This is a genomic window from Bifidobacterium pullorum DSM 20433, assembly GCF_000771405.1.
Lineage (GTDB): Bacteria > Actinomycetota > Actinomycetes > Actinomycetales > Bifidobacteriaceae > Bifidobacterium > Bifidobacterium pullorum.
In genome coordinates this window covers 211,886-231,027 of sequence record NZ_JDUI01000001.1, presented here as the reverse complement: position 1 = coordinate 231,027, position 19,142 = coordinate 211,886, and the positions used below count along the sequence as shown (strand labels likewise).

The following is a 19,142-nucleotide window of genomic DNA, read 5'->3' as shown; positions in this document are numbered from 1 at the left end:
CCGGCATATGCGGTGTGACCGCGGTTGCACAGACCGCTGGGCGCTGTCCGGTTTTCGGCGGATGTCGCGGCACCGCGGGAAACCGCCGGCGGAACCGCAGTAGGATGAGGGGATGAGCGAAAACGCGTATGGGGATAGAGGTCGGCCGCTGACCATCGCGATGGTGGTCGACACCTCCGGCAACCGCGGCAACGGCACGTCGAATTCGGCGCTGCAATGGGCGGACGAACTCAAGCGGCAGGGGCATCGCGTGCGTCTGGTGGGCATCGGCGCCCCCGACTTCCCCGCGCGGGTCAACCATGTGCCCCTGGTCAGTTGGGTGGCGGGAAAGCAGCAGATGCAGTTCGCCGAGCCCAGCGACACCCTGTTCCGGGCCGCGTTCCTGGGCGTGGATGTGGTGCACCTGTACACGCCGTTCCGATTCTGCCAGCATGCCTGCCGCGTGGCCCGGCAGATGGGGATCCCGGTCACCGCCGGCTACCACGTGCAGCCCGAGAACATCACGTATTCGGCCGGACCGTTGAAGCATGTGCCCGGCATCGACTCGATCATCTACCATCTGTTCGATTGGTGGCTGTTCTCCAAGGTCGACCGCATCCACGTGCCCACGGAGCTCGGCGCGAGCCTGCTGCGCTCCCACGGCTACACAACGCCGATCAGCGTGATCTCCAACGGGTATGAGCCGCGGTTCACACCGAAAATCCAGCGCGCCACCGACGCCCCGGCGCCGCAACCGTTCCATATCGTCGCCTCGGGGCGTCTGAGCAATGAGAAGGACCAGATCACCCTGATCCGTGCGGCGTCGATGTGCCGGCACGCCGCCTCCATCCGGTTGACGATCGCCGGAACTGGCCCGTTGAAGCAGCGGTTGCAGCGGACGGCGGACCGTTTGCTGCCGGGGCAGGTGGAGATCGGCTTCCACCGCAACGCCGACATGCCGGAGCTGCTGCGTTCCGGTGACCTGTTCGTGCATCCGTCCATCGCCGACCTGGAATCGGTGAGCGTCATCGAAGGCATGGCAAGCGGGCTGGTGCCGGTGATCGCCGCCTCCGACCTGAGCGCCGCCGGACAGTTCGCGCTGCTGCACGAATCGCTGTTTCCGGTGGGGGATGCGGCGGCGCTCGCCCGGCGCATCGACTGGTGGATCGACCATCCGCGGGAATTGTCCGCATGGGGCGCGCGGTATGCCGAGCACACCAGGGAGCACTATTCGGTGGAGGCCAGCGTGCGCCGGTTCGCGGCGATGGAACGCGAGGTCATCGCCGAACGCGCCGGGTCGCACAACGCGTAGCGGGAGCGCGTGGCGCGGGGAACGCATGGGGCCGGCGACGGATTCATCGTCGGCCCCATGCGTGTATCGGAGCGCAGCATCGTCCGTGTCGGAGTCGGCGGTGCCGTGACTGAGACACGGGGGAGGGTCACAGCACCGCGATCAGTTCGTCGACCTGCTCGTCGGTGGTCGACCAGGCGGTGCAGATGCGCATGACCGTGTGCGTGTCGTCGGCCTTCTCCATGAATCCGAGACGGACATGCTCCTGCAGGCGGGCGATCGTGTCGTTGTCCATCGTGATGAAGATCTGGTTGGTGGGCGTCTCCATCGTCAGCGTGTAGCCGCGTTCGCGTAGCACCGCGCGGATGCGTGCGGCCGCCTCGTTGGCGTGCCGGGCGATGTCCATGTACCGGTTGTCCTCGAACAGCGTGTCGAACTGCAGGCCGAGCAGCCAGCCCTTGGCCAGCAGCGCGCCGTGCTGTTTGACGGTGGTCAGGAAGTGCTTCGGCGCGTCGTTCTTCGGGAACACGACGGCCTCGCCGAACAGGGCGCCGACCTTGGTGCCGCCGATGTAGAACACGTCGGTCAGCCGGGCGATGTCCTCGAGCGTGACATCGGTGCCGTCGGCGGTCAGGGCGTACCCCAGGCGTGCACCATCGAGGAACAGCTTCATGCCGTAGCGGTCGCAGACGCCGCGCAGGGCCTCCAGCTCGTCCAGCGTGTACAGCGTGCCGTATTCCGTGGGGTGGGAGATGTAGACGGTGCCGGGGAACACCATATGCTCGTAGTTGCCGTCCGCGTAGAACGTGGCGCAGTAGTCGTCGAGCTCGGCGGCGGCGATCTTGCCGTCATGGTGGGGGAGCGTCAGCACCTTGTGTCCGGTGGCTTCGATGGCGCCTGCTTCATGCACGTTGATGTGCCCGGTGGCGGCGGCCACCGCGCCTGCATAGGCGGGGGTGATGGCGTCGATGATGGTCTGGTTGGTCTGGGTGCCGCCGACCAGGAAGCGCACATCCGCATCCGGCGTGCCGCAGGCCTCGCGGATGCGGGCCTTGGCGGATTCGCAGACGGCGTCGGTGCCGTAGCCGGGGAACTGCGTGGCGTTCGTGGCTTCCAGACGTTCGAGGATGCTGGGGTGGGCGCCGCAGCAGTAGTCGTTCTCAAAGGACAGCATGGTCGGTTCCTTCCTCATGGTGAGGGGTGATTCTGTAATCGAGGTGCAGTGTATCCCCACCAAGGGGCAATCCGGGAAGCACGGCCACGCGTCGGCGCATGGACGTGAAAAAAGAAAAACCCCGCTTGCGCGGGGTGATGGGGTGGATAACGCGGCTCGAACGCGCGACCTGCTGAACCACAATCAGCTGCTCTACCGACTGAGCTATATCCACCATGTGTGGCATCCGGTTTCCCGGATTCGCACAACAGATGGATACTATACATGATTTTCGGGACAATGCATCTTCGGCGCGTCGCGGAGGTGAATTTCCGTGCCGGCATACCCCGAAAGCCATTCTTTGGCGCCGAAAACCCCGCGGCATGGGCGTGGGCCGATAGCCTGAATGGTGGCGTCCCCACGTATTGGGGCAACACTGAATCACCAAGGAGCATATATGTCGATTCTTGACAACATCAAGGATTTCGCCAAGGACCACGGCGTCAACCTGGACAACGGCCTCGGCCTCGATGATCTGGCCGCCGTGGGCGAGGACATCAAGGGCATGGCCGAGAATGCCGGTCTGACCCCGCAGGAGCTGGGCGAGAAGCTCGGTCAGCTCAAGGAGATGGTCGGCGACAAGGTCGACGACATCGATCTCAAGGGGCTGGCCGAGAAGGTCGGCCTGCCGGAGGACCTGGTCAACAAGGTGCTGGGCAAGTAAGGCGGTGTGTCCGGCCTGGCCGGAGCGTCGCGTTTGGGCCCCGTGCCGCCCCGTGCGTCGATGACCGCGACGCGGGCGGCACGGGGCCTGCCGTATGTGCGGGGTGTGCGGCTCGATCGTGATCAAACAGCACGGAACCTACCATGGCGTGTGCGTCTGCGTGCGATGCAAGCGTATGCGCTGAGCGCTACGAAACATTGGGTTTTCGGCGTTTTTGGGGTGGACATTTCAGGGGTGCGCCGGTATACTGTAAGTGGAGGCCGGAGTTATGGTCGGGTGGGAATCCGCCAGGCGGTAACGAAGCACCAATCCTCCGATTCGTGCAACGCCTCCAATAACGTAACAGAGTTGCGCAGGTTGCACGAGGATTGAGATGGGCATACGGCGAGGGAGCCGTCAGACCTGCGCCGAGGGTATGGATGATGGATAGTGGCTGACTGAGGATGTTGGTTCCGCGCAAGGTGGCGCGGATGAAGATAACTGAAGACGATCACCTCCTTTCGCGGATGGGCCCGGTGCCAGGTAACGACACCGGGCCCATCCGTGTGTGAGGGGCATTCGCGCGGATGCCCGGCGGGGCGTCGCCGGGGCCCGTCCGGGCCTGTGGCGACACGCGTTGTCCGGGGCTCTGGTATGCTGAATATTTGTGTGTGCCGCTAGCGTGCCTTATGTGACAGGCGCGGGTAGCGGGACATCCCCGAGTCCGTGGGAATGCGCGCAGTAATGCGGCGGCAGGAGGGCAAGGGGCCATCGGGCCGGTGGACTGGGCTGTCTTTCCGATTCAGGGGAAGTGTGGGCGCAGTGTGGCGGCTCCACAGATGAAGAACAACCAACGAATCGGAGAATTCAGTTGCCTACGATTGAACAGCTCGTCCGCAAGGGACGTCAGGCCAAGCCGAAGAAGTCGAAGACTTTGGCCCTGAAGGGCAGCCCGCTGCGCCGCGGCGTGTGCACCCGTGTGTATACCACCACCCCGAAGAAGCCGAACTCGGCTCTGCGTAAGGTCGCCCGTGTGCGTCTGAGCTCGGGCGTCGAAGTCACCGCCTACATCCCCGGTGAGGGCCACAACCTGCAGGAGCACTCCATCGTGCTCGTGCGCGGCGGCCGTGTGAAGGATCTGCCGGGCGTGCGCTACCACATCGTGCGTGGCGCGCTGGATACCCAGGGTGTCAAGGACCGTAAGCAGGGTCGTTCCCTGTATGGAGCAAAGAAGGCGAAGTAAGAGATATGTCGCGTAAAGGACCTGCCAAGAAGCATCAGCTGCTGCCCGATCCGATCTACGGCTCGACCGTCGTGGCCCAGCTCATCAACAAGATCCTCCTGGACGGTAAGAAGTCGATCGCCGAGGACATCGTCTACTCCGCGCTCGACATGGTCAAGGAGAAGACCGACCAGGAGCCGGTCGCCGTTCTCAAGCGCGCTCTGGACAACATCCGTCCGAGCCTCGAGGTGCGTTCCCGCCGTGTCGGCGGCGCCACCTACCAGGTGCCGGTCGAGGTCAAGCCGGCCCGCGCCAACACGCTGTCGCTGCGCTGGCTGACCGACTTCTCGCGCGCCCGCCGCGAGAAGACCATGGCCGAGCGTCTCGCCAACGAGATCCTGGATGCCTCCAACGGCCTGGGCGCCTCTGTCAAGCGCCGCGAGGATACTCATAAGATGGCGGAGGCCAACAAGGCGTTCGCTCATTACCGCTGGTAATCACTCGAGAACGAGAGCTAAGGAAAACACTCATGGCACAAGACGTGCTCACTGACCTGAACAAGGTCCGCAACATCGGCATCATGGCCCACATCGATGCCGGTAAGACCACCACCACCGAGCGTATCCTGTACTACACCGGCAAGAACTACAAGATCGGCGAGACCCACGACGGCGCCTCGACGATGGACTTCATGGCCCAGGAGCAGGAGCGCGGCATCACCATCCAGTCCGCCGCCACCACCTGCTTCTGGAACCGCCAGACCCACGACACCGAGGACAAGTATCAGATCAACATCATCGATACCCCGGGCCACGTGGACTTCACCGCCGAGGTCGAGCGTTCGCTGCGCGTCCTCGACGGCGCCGTCGCCGTGTTCGACGGCAAGGAGGGCGTGGAGCCGCAGTCCGAGACCGTGTGGCGTCAGGCCGACAAGTACGGTGTCCCGCGCATCTGCTTCATCAACAAGATGGACAAGCTGGGCGCCGACTTCTACTACTCCGTCCAGACCATCAAGGACAAGCTGGGCGCGACCCCGCTGGTCGTCGAGCTGCCGATCGGCGCCGAGAACGACTTCGTCGGCGTCGTGGACCTGATCCGCATGAAGGCCTACGTCTGGAACGACGTGAAGGGCGACATGGGCGCCCACTACGACACCGTGGACATCCCGGCCGACCTGCAGGACAAAGCCGAGCAGTACCGCGCCGAGCTGCTGGACATGGTCGCCGAGTCCGACGAGGAGCTGCTCGAGAAGTACCTCGAGTCCGGCGAGCTGAGCGAGGACGAGATCCGCGCCGGCATCCGCAAGCTCACCGTGGCCCGTGAAGCCTACCCGGTGCTGTGCGGCTCCGCGTTCAAGGACAAGGGCGTGCAGCCGATGCTGGACGCCGTGGTCGACTTCCTGCCGAGCCCGGAGGACGTGCCGTCCATCGTCGGCTTCGACCCGAAGGACGAGTCCATCGAGATCGACCGCAAGCCGGTCATCTCCGATCCGTTCTCGGCTCTGGTGTTCAAGATCTCGACCCACCCGTTCTACGGCAAGCTCGTGTTCGTGCGCGTGTACTCCGGCGCCGTCAAGCCCGGCGACAACGTGCTCGACTCCACCAAGGGCAAGAAGGAGCGCGTCGGCAAGATCTTCCAGATGCACGCCGACAAGGAGAACCCGGTCGACGGCGCCTCCGCCGGCAACATCTACACCTTCGTGGGCCTGAAGAACGTCTCCACCGGCGACACCCTGTGCGACGAGAAGGCCCCGATCTCCCTGGAGTCCATGACCTTCCCGGACCCGGTCATCGAGGTGGCCGTGGAGCCGAAGACCAAGGGCGACCAGGAGAAGATGGGCATCGCCCTGGCCAAGCTGTCCGACGAGGATCCGACCTTCCAGGTCAAGACCGACGAGGAGTCCGGCCAGACCCTGATCTCCGGCATGGGCGAGCTCCAGCTCGACATCATCGTCGACCGTCTGCGCCGCGAGTTCAAGGTCGAGTGCAACGTCGGCAAGCCGCAGGTCGCCTACCGTGAGACGATCCGCAAGGCCGTCATGAACCAGGAGTACACGCACAAGAAGCAGACCGGTGGTTCCGGCCAGTTCGCGAAGGTCCTGATGAACTTCGAGCCGCTCGACACCGAGAACGGCGAGACCTACGAGTTCCACAACGAGGTCACCGGCGGCCACATCACCAAGGAATTCATTCCTTCGATCGATGCTGGCGTGCAGGAGGCCATGGAATCCGGCGTCCTCGCCGGCTTCCCGGTCGTGGGCGTCAAGGCGACCGTCACCGACGGCCAGACCCACGACGTCGACTCCTCGGAAATGGCCTTCAAGATCGCGGGCTCCATGTGCTTCAAGGAGGCCGCTCCGAAGGCTCACCCGGTCATCCTCGAGCCGATCATGGCCGTCGAGGTCCGTACCCCGGAGGAGTACATGGGCGACGTGATGGGCGATTTGAACGCCCGTCGTGGCCAGATCCAGTCCATGACCGACGCCACCGGCGTCAAGGTCATCGACGCCAAGGTCCCGCTGTCCGAGATGTTCGGCTACATCGGCGACCTGCGCTCGAAGACCCAGGGCCGCGCCATGTTCACCATGCAGATGGACTCGTACGCTGAGGTTCCGAAGAACGTCTCCGACGAGATCATCAAGGCGCAGCGCGGCGAGTGACACGCGCTGCCGCAATGGTCGCATCTGTCTCCAGTCAGCGCTAATATTTTGTAGCGCTGACTGGGTTCAGGGCACCACGGTGGCACAACCCAGCAACCCAGTACAATGTAGCGAGTGCCTCGGGCCACAAGCCCGGGGAGTACTACGAGACGTCCAGGAGGACAACACACAATGGCAAAAGCAAAGTACGAGCGTACTAAGCCGCACGTTAACATCGGCACCATCGGCCACGTCGATCACGGCAAGACGACCCTGACCGCCGCCATCTCCAAGGTGCTGCACGAAGAGTACCCGGATGTCAACCCGGCCTACGACTTCAACCAGATCGACGCCGCTCCGGAAGAGCAGCAGCGTGGTATCACCATCAACATCGCCCACATCGAGTACCAGACCGCTGAGCGTCACTACGCTCACGTGGACTGCCCGGGCCACGCCGACTTCGTGAAGAACATGATCACCGGCGCTGCCCAGATGGATGGCGCTATCCTCGTTGTGGCCGCCACCGACGGCCCGATGGCCCAGACCCGCGAGCACGTGCTGCTCGCCCGTCAGGTCGGCGTTCCGAAGATCCTGGTCGCCCTGAACAAGTGCGATATGGTCGAGGACGAGGAGCTCATCGAGCTCGTTGAGGAAGAGGTCCGTGACCTCCTCGACGAGAACGGCTTCGATCGCGACTGCCCGGTCATCCACCTCTCCGCCTACGGCGCCCTGCATGACGACGCCCCGGATCACGAGAAGTGGGTTGAGGCCGTCAAGGAGCTCATGAACGCCGTCGACGAGTACATCCCGACCCCGGTTCATGACCTGGACAAGCCGTTCCTGATGCCGATCGAGGACGTGTTCACCATCTCCGGCCGTGGCACCGTGGTTACCGGCCGTGTCGAGCGTGGTAAGCTCCCGATCAACACCCCGGTGGAGATCGTCGGCATCCGCCCGACCCAGACCACCACCGTCACCTCCATCGAGACCTTCCACAAGCAGATGGACGAGTGCGAGGCTGGCGATAACACCGGTCTGCTGCTCCGCGGCATCAACCGCACCGACGTCGAGCGTGGCCAGGTTGTGGCCAAGCCGGGTTCGGTGACCCCGCACACCAAGTTCGAGTCCGAGGTCTACGTCCTGACCAAGGACGAGGGCGGCCGTCACTCGCCGTTCTTCTCGAACTACCGTCCGCAGTTCTACTTCCGCACCACCGACGTCACCGGCGTCATCGAGCTGCCGGAAGGCGTCGAGATGGTCCAGCCGGGCGATCACGCGACCTTCACCGTCGAGCTGATCCAGCCGATCGCCATGGAGGAGGGCCTGACCTTCGCCGTGCGTGAGGGTGGCCACACCGTCGGCTCGGGCCGTGTCACCAAGATCCTCGCCTGATTTCCATCGGCGATGATTCGGTGCGCCTGAACTAGCGCATAGGGAATGCCCCGGAACCGTTGGGTTTCGGGGCATTCCGCATATCGGGGGATGGAAACGGCGGATGCCGGGACCGAAGGTGACCGCAATCCGCAGGCCGACCATCCGGCTGTCGGACGTGTGATACGCCTGTATAGGCATGGTGGCATAATAGGCAAGGCTCATTTTGAACGTCGCCAACAACCATCGAGTGAATAGGTGAACAACAGTGGCACAGACTACCAATGACATCAAGAACGGTTCCGTCCTGAACCTGGACGGCCAGCTGTGGACCGTCATCAAGTTCCAGCACGTCAAGCCCGGCAAGGGCCCGGCCTTCGTGCGCACCACCATCAAGAACGTGCTGTCCGGCAAGATCGTGGACAAGACCTTCAACGCGGGCATGAAGATGGAGTTCGAGACCGTCGACAACCGCAACCTGCAGTACTCCTACGAGGACGGCGACAACTACGTCTTCATGGACATGACCACCTACGACCAGATCTACATCCCGAAGACCCTGGTCGGCGAGCAGAGCAAGTACCTGCTCGAGGGCACCGACTGCATCGTCAGCTTCCATGACGGCACCCCGCTGAGCGTGGAACTGCCCGCTTCCGTGGTGCTGACCATCACCCACACCGAGCCCGGTCTGCAGGGCAACCGCTCCAATGCCGGCACCAAGCCCGCCACCGTGGAGACCGGCGCCGAGATCCAGGTCCCGCTGTTCATCGGCGAGGGCGAGAAGGTCAAGGTCGACACCCGCGACGGCTCCTACCTCGGTCGCGAGAACAACTGACCTGAAGAAGGGACACCGAGAGCTTCATGGCACGTTCCACCGCCCGCAAGAGGGCTCTGAACACGTTGTACGAAGCGGATGAGAAGGGACAGGACATCCTGTCCCTTCTTGCTGAGCGCATCGCGATGCCGGGCGCCCAGACCCCGCTGCCCGACTACGCCATCGAGATCGTGCGTGGCGTGGCCGAACATCGTCGCCAGATCGACCGCACCCTGGACGAGCACTCCACCCGTTGGAAGGTCAAGCGCATGGGCGTGGTGGATCGCAACATCCTGCGCATCGCCGCCTGGGAGATCCTCTTCAACGACGAGGTGCCGGATAAGGTCGCCATCGACGAGGCGCTGGGGCTGGCCAAGACGCTGTGCGACGACGACGCGCCGTCGTTCATCCATGGCCTGCTGAGCGCCGTATGCGCCGACAAGCCGCAGGATGCGCCGCAGGACGGATCCGAACAGGCCGATGGGGACGCCGCGGCGTCCGACGGGGCCGACGCGGTCATCCCCGTGCAGGACGGGGCATCCGAATCCGGCGCAACCGATGCCGACGCCGCCGAACAGTCCGGCGAGTCCGTAGAAAACGACTGAATTTTCAAGGATTCCGGCCGGTTGTGAGTCCCAGCCGGCCGGTATCCTGAGGGGTAGATTCAACCCAAGGATAAAGGGGGTTTTGGTGAACCAGACCGATTCCGGAACCGTGATGTTCTCCACCGACGACGCCGTTCTCGTGCTCGAGGACGGACAGGTGTATGTGGGGGAGCCTTACGGTGCGCGTGGCTCGACCAGCGGCGAGATCGTCTTCGCCACCGGCATGACCGGATATCAGGAGACGCTGACCGATCCGAGTTATGACCGCCAGATCGTGGTCCAGACGTTCCCGCACATCGGCGATACGGGCATCAACGGCGAGGATCCGGAATCCTCGAGGATCTGGGTCGCCGGGTATGTGGTGCGCGACCCCAGCCCGAACGTCAGCAATTGGCGTGCCACAGGCAGCCTTGATGACGATCTGGTCGCCAATGGCATCGTCGGCATCTGCCGTATCGACACCCGCAAGCTCGTCCGCCATTTGCGTTCCGCAGGCGTGATGCGTGCGGGTGTTTTTTCAGGTGAGGCCCTGCTGGATGCCAACGGCCGCCTGCGCGCCATCGACGACCTGCTCGACGAGGTCAAGGCCACCCCGCAGATGAAGGGGCTGAGCCTGTATGACGAGGTCAGCACCAAGCAGACCTACACCATCGAACCGTGCGGCGAGTTCGAAGGCAAGGAGCCGCTGTTCACCGTGGCCGCGGTCGATCTGGGCATCAAGGCGATGACCCCGCATCGCATGGCCGAGCGTGGCTGCCGCGTGCATGTGGTGCCGTCCACGATCACCTTCGAACAGCTGCAGGCGCTGAATCCGGATGGCGTGTTCTTCTCGAACGGCCCGGGAGACCCGGAGCAGGCCGAGCCGGAGGTGGCGCTGCTGCGCCAGGTGCTGGACGCCGGCTACCCGTTCTTCGGCATCTGCTTCGGCAACCAGCTGCTGGGCCGTGCCCTCGGCTTCGGCACCTACAAGCTCAAGTTCGGCCACCGCGGCATCAACCAGCCGGTCAAGGACATGACCACCGGCAAGATCGAGGTCACCGCGCACAACCACGGCTTCGCCGTCGACGCCCCGATCGGCGACCCGGTGCCCTCCCCGTACGGTGACGGCCATTACGGCAAGGTGTTCGTCTCCCACATCGATCTGAACGATGATGTGGTCGAAGGCCTGCAGTGCGTCGACATCCCCGCATTCTCCGTGCAATACCATCCCGAGGCCGCGGCCGGTCCGCACGACGCCTCGTACCTGTTCGACCGTTTCGTCGATCTCATGCGTTCGTCCAAGGAGGAAACCCGCAATGCCTAAGCGCACCGACATCAAGTCCGTCATGGTCATCGGCTCCGGCCCGATCGTGATCGGCCAGGCCGCCGAGTTCGACTACTCGGGCACCCAGGCATGCCGCGTGCTGCGCGAGGAAGGCATCCGCGTCATCCTGGTCAACTCCAACCCGGCCACCATCATGACCGATCCGGAGATGGCGGACGCCACCTATATCGAGCCGATCGCCACCCCGATCCTCGAACAGATCATCGCCAAGGAACGCCCCGACGCGCTGCTGCCGACGCTGGGCGGCCAGACCGCGCTGAACGCCGCGATGGCGCTGGGCGAGGCCGGTGTGCTCAAGAAGTACAACGTCGAGCTGATCGGCGCCTCGCTGGAGGCCATCGACCGTGGCGAGGACCGCGAGCTGTTCAAGAAGGTCGTCGAGGATGCCGGCGCGGAGTCGGCCCGTTCCGAGATTGCGCATTCGATGGAGGAGGTCGACGCAATCGCCGCCGAGATGGGCTTCCCGATCGTGGTGCGTCCGAGCTTCACGATGGGCGGCCTGGGTTCCGGCATCGCGCACGACGAGGAGGAGCTGCACCGCATCGCCGGAGCCGGCCTGCACTACTCGCCGACCGACGAGGTGCTGCTCGAGGAGGGCATCGAGGGCTGGAAGGAATTCGAGCTCGAGCTGATGCGCGACAAGAACGACAACGTGGTGGTCGTCTGCCCGATCGAGAACGTGGACCCCGTGGGCGTGCACACCGGCGATTCGATCACCGTGGCCCCGGTGTTCACACTGACCGACCGCGAATACCAGAAGCTGCGCGACATCGGCACCGCCATCATCCGCGGCGTGGGCGTGGATACGGGCGGCTGCAACATCCAGTTCGCCGTGCATCCGGACACCGGCCGCATCATCGTCATCGAGATGAACCCGCGCGTCAGCCGCTCCTCGGCGCTGGCCTCGAAGGCCACGGGCTTCCCGATCGCCAAGATCGCCACCAAGCTCGCCCTCGGCTACACGCTTGACGAGATCCGCAATGACATCACCCAGTCGACGCCGGCCAGCTTCGAGCCGACCATCGACTACGTGGTCACCAAGGTGCCGCGCTTCGCGTTCGAGAAGTTCCCGGGCGCCGACCCGAGCCTGACCACGTCGATGAAGTCGGTCGGCGAGGCGATGGCCCTCGGCGGCAACTTCCAGGAGTCGCTCGGCAAGGCGATGCGTTCGATCGACAAGCGTCACATGGGCTTCAGCTGGGATGGCGAACGCCCCGACGAGACCGAGGTCGCCGAGCTGCTCAAGGCGATGAAGACCCCCACCGAGGACCGCTACCTGCAGCTGCAGCGCGCCATCTGGGGCGGCGCCACCATCGAGCAGCTGTTCGAGGCCACCAAGATCGACCCGTGGTTCCTCAAGCAGTTCATGCTCATCAACGAGACCGCCCTTGAGGTGCGTGATTCGGAGACGCTGAACTTCCGTCTGCTCAAGAAGGCTAAGCAGGCCGGTCTGTCCGATCTGCAGATCGCCCACCTGCGGGGCCTGGGCGACGAGGGCGAGAACACCGTGCGCGAGCTGCGCTGGGCGTTCGGGCTGCGCCCGGTCTACAAGACCGTGGACACCTGCGCCGCCGAGTTCGACGCGGTCACGCCGTACTACTACTCGTGCTACGCCGATGAGAGCGAGCTGCGCCAGCGCGACCGCGAGGCGGTGATCATCCTCGGCTCCGGCCCGAACCGCATCGGCCAGGGCATCGAGTTCGACTACACCTGCGTGCACGCGGTCCAGGAGCTCGGCAAGGACTATGACACGATCATGGTCAACTGCAACCCCGAGACCGTCTCCACCGACTACGACATGTCCGACCGTCTGTATTTCGAGCCGCTCACCTTCGAGGACGTGCTCGAGATCTACGAGGCCGAGAAGAAGATGGGCCCCGTCAAGGGCGTCATCGTCCAGCTCGGCGGTCAGACCCCGCTGTCGTTGGCCGCCCGTCTGAAGGCCGCCGGCGTGCCGATCCTCGGCACCACGCCCGAATCGATCGATCTGGCCGAGAACCGCGAGCTGTTCGGCGAGGTGCTCAAGAAGGCCCGCATGAACGCGCCGCGCTACGGCACCGCGCTGAGCCTCGAGGAGGCGCAGGACGCCGCCCGTTCGATCGGCTACCCGGTGCTGGTGCGTCCGAGCTACGTGCTCGGCGGCCGCGGTATGGAGATCGTCTACGACGACGCCCAGCTGGAGAAGTACGTGAACCGCGCGCTGGCCGAGGCCCAGGCCGATACCGTGGTCTCCGGCCGACTGCCGTCGCCGCTGCTGATCGACAAGTTCCTCCAGGACGCCATCGAGGTGGACGTCGACGCGCTGTTCGACGGCGAGGAGCTGTATATCGGCGGCATCATGGAGCACGTGGAGGAGGCCGGCGTCCACTCCGGCGACGCGGCCTGCACGCTGCCCCCATCCACGCTGTCGGACGACCAGATCCGCCGCCTGCGCGAGGGCACCTACGCCATCGCCAAGGGCTGCGGCGTCCAGGGCCTGATCAACGTGCAGTACGCGTTCATGGCCAATACGTTGTACGTTATCGAGGCCAACCCGCGCGCCTCGCGCACCGTGCCGTTCGCGTCCAAGGCCACCGGCGTGGCCCTGGCCAAGGCCGCGGCGCGCATCATGGCGGGGGAGACCATCGCCCAGCAGCGCGCCAACGGGCTGCTGCTGCCCGAGGGCGACGGCGGCGTCATGCACGTCGGCCAGCAGGTGGCGGTCAAGGAGTCGGTGCTGCCGTTCAAGCGCTTCCGCACGCCCGTCGGCAAGACCGTGGACATCCTGCTCGGCCCCGAGATGCGTTCGACCGGCGAGGTCATGGGCTTCGACCGCGACTTCCCGCACGCGTTCGCCAAGAGCCAGCTGGCCGCCTACGACGGCGGCCTGCCGACCAGCGGTAACGTGTTCATCTCGGTGAACGATTCCGACAAGCGTTCGCTGCCGCTGATGGCCGTGCGCCTGGTGGAGCTCGGCTTCACGCTGTGGGCCACCGAGGGCACCGCCTCCGTGCTGCGCCGCTACGGCATCGAGTCGAAGATCGTCGACAAGATCACCGCCCGCGTGGACACCTCCGCCGACACCCAGGTGGAAGTCAAGCACGCCGAAGGCAGTGTGGGCAAGAACGTCGTCGAGCTCATCGAAGAGGGCAAGATCGACATGGTGCTCAACACGCCGAACTCCCGCGGCTCGCGTTCGGACGGCTATTCGATCCGCGCCGCGGCCATCGCCGCCGACCTGCCGCAGTTCACCACCATGACCGAGTTCTCGGCCGTGCTGATGGCCATCGAGGCGGTGAAGCGCAACGACTACCAGGTCATGAGCATCCAGGAGCATGCCCAGCAGTTGTTCGACTTGGAAAGGTCGTGATTGACGATGCCGGATACCGTCAGCAGTGAAGAGATGCAGATGCGCAGGTCCGATTTCGGTCTGCGTCTGAAGAATTCGATGGACAAATACGGTCCATTGTGCGTGGGCATCGACCCGCATCGCAAGCTCCTCACCGACTGGGGGTACAACGTCGACGCCGACGGCGCCGAGCTGTTCGCGATGCGCATGCTGCAAGCCGCGAACGGCCGCGCCGCGGCGGTCAAATTCCAGGTGCCGATGTTCGAACGGTACGGGTCCAAGGGCTTCGCCGCCCTGGAACGCGTGCTGTACGCGGCCCGGCAGATGGAGATCATCACCATCGTCGACTGCCTGCACGGCGGTCTGAACACCACGATCTCGGCCATCGCCGATGCCTATTTCAAACCGGGCGCCCCGCTGCTCGCCGACGCGATCACCCTGCTGCCGTATTACGGCGCACGCTCGCTGCAGGGCGTGATCAACGACGCGCTGAACAACAGCCGCGGCGTGTTCATCGCCTCGCTGACCTCCAACCCGGAGGGCGCGAGCATGCAGACCGCCATCCGCCAGAGCGGCGAGTACAAGGGCAAGACCGTGGCCTACGGCATCGCGAGCACGGCGCAGAAGTTCAACACCGGCATCGACGGCATGGGATCGGTCGGTCTGATCATCGGCGCCACCATCGGCCAGTGGATCAATGACAGCGGCGTGGACCCGGCGAAGTTCACCGGTCCCATCCTGTCTCCCGGATACGGTTGGCAGGGTGCCGAGGCCAAGGACCTGCGCACGGTGTTCAAAGGCACCAAGGGCAACGTGCTGGTGACCGTGTCACGGTTCATCGCCGCCCACGGGCCGGACATCGCCTCGCTGTCGCAGGCCACCGAGGCCATCGCGCTCGACGTGCGTCAGGCGCTGATGGAGGCCACGCAGGAGGGCGCCGAGGAGCCGGAGGTGGAAGCCAAGTGAATCCCGCACATGACAACATGACCGCCGCAACCGCTTCCGGGACGCCTGGCGGGCGTCTTATCGTGCTCACCGGGCCCGCCGGCGTGGGCAAAGGCACTGTCGAGGCCAAGCTGCGCGCCGATCATCCGCAGATCTGGCTGTCGGTGTCCGCCACCACGCGTGACCCGCGACCGGGCGAAGTGGACGGTGTGAACTACCACTTCATGACCGAGGAGCAGTTCCTGGCCGACGAACGCGCCGGCAAATTCCTGGAGACCGCCGTGGTGCACGGCATGGCGCATTACGGCACGCCGCTCAAGCCGGTATTGGATCATCTGGCCGCCAACGTGCCGACCATCCTGGAGATTGATCTGCAGGGTGCGCGCCGCGTCAAGGAGCGCGCCGCCGAACTCGGTATGGAGGTCGTGTCGGTGTTCCTCGCGCCGCCGAGTTTCGACGAGCTGGTGCGCCGTCTGACCGGCCGCGGCACCGAGACCGAGGAACAGCGCAATCGGCGTCTGGAGACCGCGCGCGTGGAGCTGGCCGCCGAATCGGAATTCGACGTCGTCATCGTCAACGCCGACGTCGATCAGGCCGCCAACGAACTCTGGTCCGTCATCGCCAAAGAATACGGACTGTGAACACTTTTGTGTTCGGGCATGAAAAAAGCCTCGCATCGCGAGGCTTTTTTCATGCCCTTCAGCAAGGGGACGGTTGAGGTCAGCTGTTCTTGACGCTCTTGTGGATGTTGGTGGCGTAGACGGCGCTGGCGATGGTGACCGCGAACACGAGCCAGGCGAACCAGCTCACGGAGGTCATGCCGTTGAGCAGCTGCGACAGGATCACGCCGATTAGGCCAAAGACGACCACGATCCAGGCGAGCACCATGAACACGCCGATCTTGGCGGGGTTCTTGGCGCCATGGATGCCCAGCACACCGAAGATGACGTAGAACAGGCCGCTGATCAGCCACCAGATGGCCAAGGCGAGACCCCAGACCATCACATTGAGGTCCAGACCTTCGGCCACGTTCACGGTCAGGTTCGGGTCGACGAAACGAGCGCCGGCGATCATCACGCCGCCGCCGATCAGATAGACGATGCCCAGGATGATGAACAGGACGCCGAAGATCTTCAGCGCGCCGCGCTCGGCGGAAACGGACTGGTTGGAAGAAGTCATGAATAATCCCTTCAGGATGTTCTCTCGGTAAAAGGTATGCCGCGGTAGGCACACCAATCTTTCATCGTACAGGTTTTTTCGCTTGAGGGGGAGGGACGGTGTCTTGGTTGCCCCTGAGGGGCAACCAAGACGAGATTTCGTCACAACGCAGTTGCCGGCGATTCGGATGAATCGCCGGCAACTGATGGGAAACGGTCGCGCTGCGACGGAATCCGCAGGTCCCGTCATCAGGCCAGGCCGCTGAGCCTGTCGATCAGTTCGGGGTCGCGGGTCGCGCCCTTGTCCGCCGAACGGGCGAAGGCCGCATAGGCCTTCAGCGCCTGGCTGACCTTGCGGTCGCGGTGCGCCACATAGCCGTCGCCGGCCTCGAGTTCGGCGCGGCGCTCGGCCAGCTGCTCGTCGGTCAGCTCCACGTTGATCGTGCGTGCGGGGATGTCGATGTCGATCATGTCGCCGTTTTTAATCAGCGCGATCGGTCCCTTGTTCGCCGCCTCGGGTGCCACATGGCCGATGGACAGGCCGGAGGAGCCGCCGGAGTACCGGCCGTCGGTGATCAGCGCCACTTCCTTGCCGATGCCCTTGCCCTTGACGAACGAGGTCGGGTACAGCATCTCCTGCATGCCCGGGCCGCCCTTCGGACCCTCGTAGCGGATCACGAGCGCCTGCCCGGGCTTCAGCGTGTCGTTGAGGATGACCTCGATGGCCTGCTCCTGGGATTCGACGACCAGCGCCGGTCCGTGGAACTTCCAGATCTCCTTGGGCACGCCGGCGGTCTTGACCACGCAGCCGTCGGGGGCCAGGTTGCCGCGCAGCACTGCCAGGCCGCCCTCGGTCACGGCCGGATGGTCGATGTCGTGAATCGCGCCGTTGACACGGTCGGTGTCCAGCGTATCGAACAGCGTCTCATGGGTGAACGGCTCGGGGGAGACGATATGGCCCGGGGCGGCGTGGAACAGCTGCTTGGCCTCCTCGGTGCAGGTGGGACGCATGATGTCCCAGGCGTCCAGCTTGGCTTCGAGCGAGGGATAGTCCACCGAATGCACGTCGCGGTGCAGCTTGCCGGCGCGGTCGAGCTCGCCCAAGATGCCGGTGATGCCGCCGGCGCGGTGCACGTCGGAGATCTCCCATTCGCCGGACGGGCTTGCCTTGCAGATGCACGGCACGGTGTGGCTGATGCGCTCGATATCGTCCAGCGTGAAGTCCACGTCGGCGGACTGGGCCGCCGCCAGGATGTGCAGCACGGTGTTGGTGGAGCCTCCCATCGCCACATCCATCGTCATCGCGTTCTCGAACGCGTGCTTGGTGGCGATCGAACGCGGCAGCACCGAGGCGTCGTCCTCATGGTAGTAGCGGTTCGCCAGGTCCACGATCACGCGGCCGGCCTTCTCGAACAGCTGTCTGCGGTAGGCGTGCGAGGCGAGCGTGGTGCCGTTGCCGGGCAGGGCCAGGCCCATCGCCTCGGTCAGGCAGTTCATCGAATTCGCGGTGAACATGCCGGCGCAGGAGCCGCAGGTCGGGCACACGGTCTTCTCATAGGCCAGCAGATCCTCCTCGGAGACGCCGTCGTCCGCGGTGGCGTACATGACGTCGATCAGGTCGGTGTTCTGCTTGACGGTGCCATCGGGCAGCACGGTGGTGCCGGCCTCCATCGGGCCGCCGGAGACGAAGATCGTCGGGATGTTCAGACGCAGGGCGGCCATCAGCATGCCCGGGGTGATCTTGTCGCAGTTCGAGATGCACACCAGCGCGTCCGCGCAGTGCGCGTTGACCGAATACTCCACCGCGTCGGCGATGATGTCGCGGCTCGGCAGCGAGTACAGCATGCCGGTGTGGCCCATCGCGATGCCGTCGTCCACGGCGATGGTGTTGAACTCGCGCGGGATGCCGCCGGCCGCCTTGACGGCCTCGGAGACGATGCGGCCCACCTGCTGCAGGTGCACGTGGCCGGGCACGAATTCGGAGAACGAGTTGGCGATGGCCACGATCGGCTTGCCGAAATCCTTGGCGTCGACGCCAGCGGCACGGTACAGGGCGCGCGCACCCGCGAAGGTGCGGTCCTTCATCAGTTTTTCAGAACGCATTTCCATGCTCACCATTCAAGTGAGGCGAGGGGACAGCCGCCCGTCGCTGGTCACATCGTGGAACGGGCCGCTATATCGGGGCGGTGGGGTATACTTACACGGTTGGAATACGTATTCTCAAGCATGGGAGAACATCATATGGCTTTCGGTACCGATCCCACCCCGCAGGGTCTGGCGGATCCGCCCGTCGACGATCTGATGGAGCATGCTGACTCCAAGTACGCGCTCGCCATCTTCGCGGCCAAGCGCGCCCGTCAGATCAACTCCTATTTCACCCAGCTCAACGAGGGCCTGCTGCAGAACGTGGGTCCGCTGGTCGAATATCAGAACCAGGAGAAGCCGTTGTCGATTGCGTTCCGTGAGATCAACAGCGGTCTGCTCGAGGAGACCCTTGGCGAGGACGATCTGAGCGAGGGCAACTGATCTTCGTGAGGCGCCGGCGGGCGAGATGCGCGGCCCGATCGCCGCAGCCGGCCTCCAACACCAGTACGTCCCGACCGGGAACCGTG

16 protein-coding genes and 1 tRNA gene are annotated in these 19,142 nt (G+C 64.6%); 13 read left to right on the top strand and 4 right to left on the bottom strand.

Going from position 1 to position 19,142, the window contains the following annotated elements; translation table 11 throughout:
• The first annotated feature begins 112 nt into the window (after positions 1 to 112).
• Complete coding sequence (locus OU11_RS00960) at positions 113 to 1,291, top strand: glycosyltransferase (RefSeq protein WP_033513953.1); 1,179 nt, start codon at positions 113 to 115, stop codon at positions 1,289 to 1,291.
• A gap of 127 nt (positions 1,292 to 1,418) precedes the next feature.
• Here the strand turns inward: OU11_RS00960 and OU11_RS00955 are convergent, their stop codons facing one another.
• A complete protein-coding gene (locus OU11_RS00955; protein WP_033513952.1) occupies positions 1,419 to 2,444 on the bottom strand; it encodes a threonine aldolase family protein in 1,026 nt (341 codons plus the stop codon).
• Between the two features lie 138 nt (positions 2,445 to 2,582).
• A tRNA-His gene (locus tag OU11_RS00950) sits at positions 2,583 to 2,658 on the bottom strand.
• 222 nt (positions 2,659 to 2,880) lie between these two features.
• Between OU11_RS00950 and OU11_RS00945 the strand changes: the two genes are divergently transcribed.
• The 11 genes from OU11_RS00945 (at position 2,881) to gmk (ending at position 16,014) form a co-directional block, all read left to right on the top strand.
• The gene (locus OU11_RS00945; protein WP_033513951.1) at positions 2,881 to 3,147 is read left to right on the top strand and encodes a hypothetical protein; all 267 of its coding nucleotides are present in this window, start codon (positions 2,881 to 2,883) and stop codon (positions 3,145 to 3,147) included.
• An 850-nt stretch (positions 3,148 to 3,997) separates the two neighbouring features.
• Entirely contained in the window at positions 3,998 to 4,369 is a 372-nt protein-coding gene (gene rpsL / locus OU11_RS00940; RefSeq protein WP_003808601.1) for a 30S ribosomal protein S12, read from the top strand.
• Between the two features lie 5 nt (positions 4,370 to 4,374).
• Complete coding sequence (gene rpsG / locus OU11_RS00935; protein WP_003813834.1) at positions 4,375 to 4,845, top strand: 30S ribosomal protein S7; 471 nt, start codon at positions 4,375 to 4,377, stop codon at positions 4,843 to 4,845.
• A gap of 32 nt (positions 4,846 to 4,877) precedes the next feature.
• The gene (gene fusA, locus OU11_RS00930; RefSeq protein ID WP_033513950.1) at positions 4,878 to 7,007 is read left to right on the top strand and encodes an elongation factor G; all 2,130 of its coding nucleotides are present in this window, start codon (positions 4,878 to 4,880) and stop codon (positions 7,005 to 7,007) included.
• Between the two features lie 171 nt (positions 7,008 to 7,178).
• Complete coding sequence (gene tuf, locus OU11_RS00925; RefSeq protein WP_033513949.1) at positions 7,179 to 8,378, top strand: elongation factor Tu; 1,200 nt, start codon at positions 7,179 to 7,181, stop codon at positions 8,376 to 8,378.
• A 247-nt stretch (positions 8,379 to 8,625) separates the two neighbouring features.
• Positions 8,626 to 9,192, top strand: coding sequence for an elongation factor P (efp, locus tag OU11_RS00920; protein WP_033513948.1), 567 nt, complete (start codon positions 8,626 to 8,628; stop codon positions 9,190 to 9,192).
• 26 nt (positions 9,193 to 9,218) lie between these two features.
• Positions 9,219 to 9,776: a transcription antitermination factor NusB gene (gene nusB / locus OU11_RS00915; RefSeq protein WP_033513947.1), complete on the top strand. Its 558-nt coding sequence runs from the start codon at positions 9,219 to 9,221 to the stop codon at positions 9,774 to 9,776.
• An 85-nt stretch (positions 9,777 to 9,861) separates the two neighbouring features.
• Positions 9,862 to 11,079: a glutamine-hydrolyzing carbamoyl-phosphate synthase small subunit gene (carA, locus tag OU11_RS00910; RefSeq protein ID WP_152597011.1), complete on the top strand. Its 1,218-nt coding sequence runs from the start codon at positions 9,862 to 9,864 to the stop codon at positions 11,077 to 11,079.
• Positions 11,072 to 14,449, top strand: coding sequence for a carbamoyl-phosphate synthase large subunit (carB, locus tag OU11_RS00905; protein WP_033513946.1), 3,378 nt, complete (start codon positions 11,072 to 11,074; stop codon positions 14,447 to 14,449). Before carA ends, carB begins: the two co-directional genes overlap by 8 nt.
• Before the next feature lie 6 nt (positions 14,450 to 14,455).
• A complete protein-coding gene (pyrF, locus tag OU11_RS00900) occupies positions 14,456 to 15,394 on the top strand; it encodes an orotidine-5'-phosphate decarboxylase (RefSeq protein ID WP_033514045.1) in 939 nt (312 codons plus the stop codon).
• Positions 15,395 to 15,411: 17 nt separating this feature from the next.
• Positions 15,412 to 16,014: a guanylate kinase gene (gmk, locus tag OU11_RS00895; RefSeq protein WP_033514044.1), complete on the top strand. Its 603-nt coding sequence runs from the start codon at positions 15,412 to 15,414 to the stop codon at positions 16,012 to 16,014.
• A 79-nt stretch (positions 16,015 to 16,093) separates the two neighbouring features.
• On the opposite strand, the gene OU11_RS00890 is transcribed toward gmk, so the two are convergent.
• A complete protein-coding gene (locus tag OU11_RS00890; protein WP_033513945.1) occupies positions 16,094 to 16,552 on the bottom strand; it encodes a hypothetical protein in 459 nt (152 codons plus the stop codon).
• 227 nt (positions 16,553 to 16,779) lie between these two features.
• Positions 16,780 to 18,639, bottom strand: a complete 1,860-nt coding sequence (gene ilvD, locus OU11_RS00885) for a dihydroxy-acid dehydratase (RefSeq protein WP_033513944.1) — start codon at positions 18,637 to 18,639, stop codon at positions 16,780 to 16,782.
• A gap of 132 nt (positions 18,640 to 18,771) precedes the next feature.
• Between ilvD and rpoZ the strand changes: the two genes are divergently transcribed.
• Entirely contained in the window at positions 18,772 to 19,056 is a 285-nt protein-coding gene (rpoZ, locus tag OU11_RS00880) for a DNA-directed RNA polymerase subunit omega (protein WP_033513943.1), read from the top strand.
• Positions 19,057 to 19,142 lie beyond the last annotated feature (86 nt).

What these genes read in the sequence shown, in the direction of transcription:
- carB (WP_033513946.1), top strand. Translation starts at nt 11,072, where the DNA reads ATGCCTAAGCGCACCGACATCAAGTCCGTCATGGTCATCGGCTCCGGC.
- nusB (WP_033513947.1), top strand. Translation starts at nt 9,219, where the DNA reads ATGGCACGTTCCACCGCCCGCAAGAGGGCTCTGAACACGTTGTACGAA.
- OU11_RS00890 (WP_033513945.1), bottom strand. Translation starts at nt 16,552, where the DNA reads ATGACTTCTTCCAACCAGTCCGTTTCCGCCGAGCGCGGCGCGCTGAAG.
- OU11_RS00955 (WP_033513952.1), bottom strand. Translation starts at nt 2,444, where the DNA reads ATGCTGTCCTTTGAGAACGACTACTGCTGCGGCGCCCACCCCAGCATC.
- tuf (WP_033513949.1), top strand. Translation starts at nt 7,179, where the DNA reads ATGGCAAAAGCAAAGTACGAGCGTACTAAGCCGCACGTTAACATCGGC.
- fusA (WP_033513950.1), top strand. Translation starts at nt 4,878, where the DNA reads ATGGCACAAGACGTGCTCACTGACCTGAACAAGGTCCGCAACATCGGC.
- pyrF (WP_033514045.1), top strand. Translation starts at nt 14,456, where the DNA reads ATGCCGGATACCGTCAGCAGTGAAGAGATGCAGATGCGCAGGTCCGAT.
- OU11_RS00960 (WP_033513953.1), top strand. Translation starts at nt 113, where the DNA reads ATGAGCGAAAACGCGTATGGGGATAGAGGTCGGCCGCTGACCATCGCG.
- rpoZ (WP_033513943.1), top strand. Translation starts at nt 18,772, where the DNA reads ATGGCTTTCGGTACCGATCCCACCCCGCAGGGTCTGGCGGATCCGCCC.
- rpsG (WP_003813834.1), top strand. Translation starts at nt 4,375, where the DNA reads ATGTCGCGTAAAGGACCTGCCAAGAAGCATCAGCTGCTGCCCGATCCG.
- ilvD (WP_033513944.1), bottom strand. Translation starts at nt 18,639, where the DNA reads ATGGAAATGCGTTCTGAAAAACTGATGAAGGACCGCACCTTCGCGGGT.
- gmk (WP_033514044.1), top strand. Translation starts at nt 15,412, where the DNA reads ATGACCGCCGCAACCGCTTCCGGGACGCCTGGCGGGCGTCTTATCGTG.
- OU11_RS00945 (WP_033513951.1), top strand. Translation starts at nt 2,881, where the DNA reads ATGTCGATTCTTGACAACATCAAGGATTTCGCCAAGGACCACGGCGTC.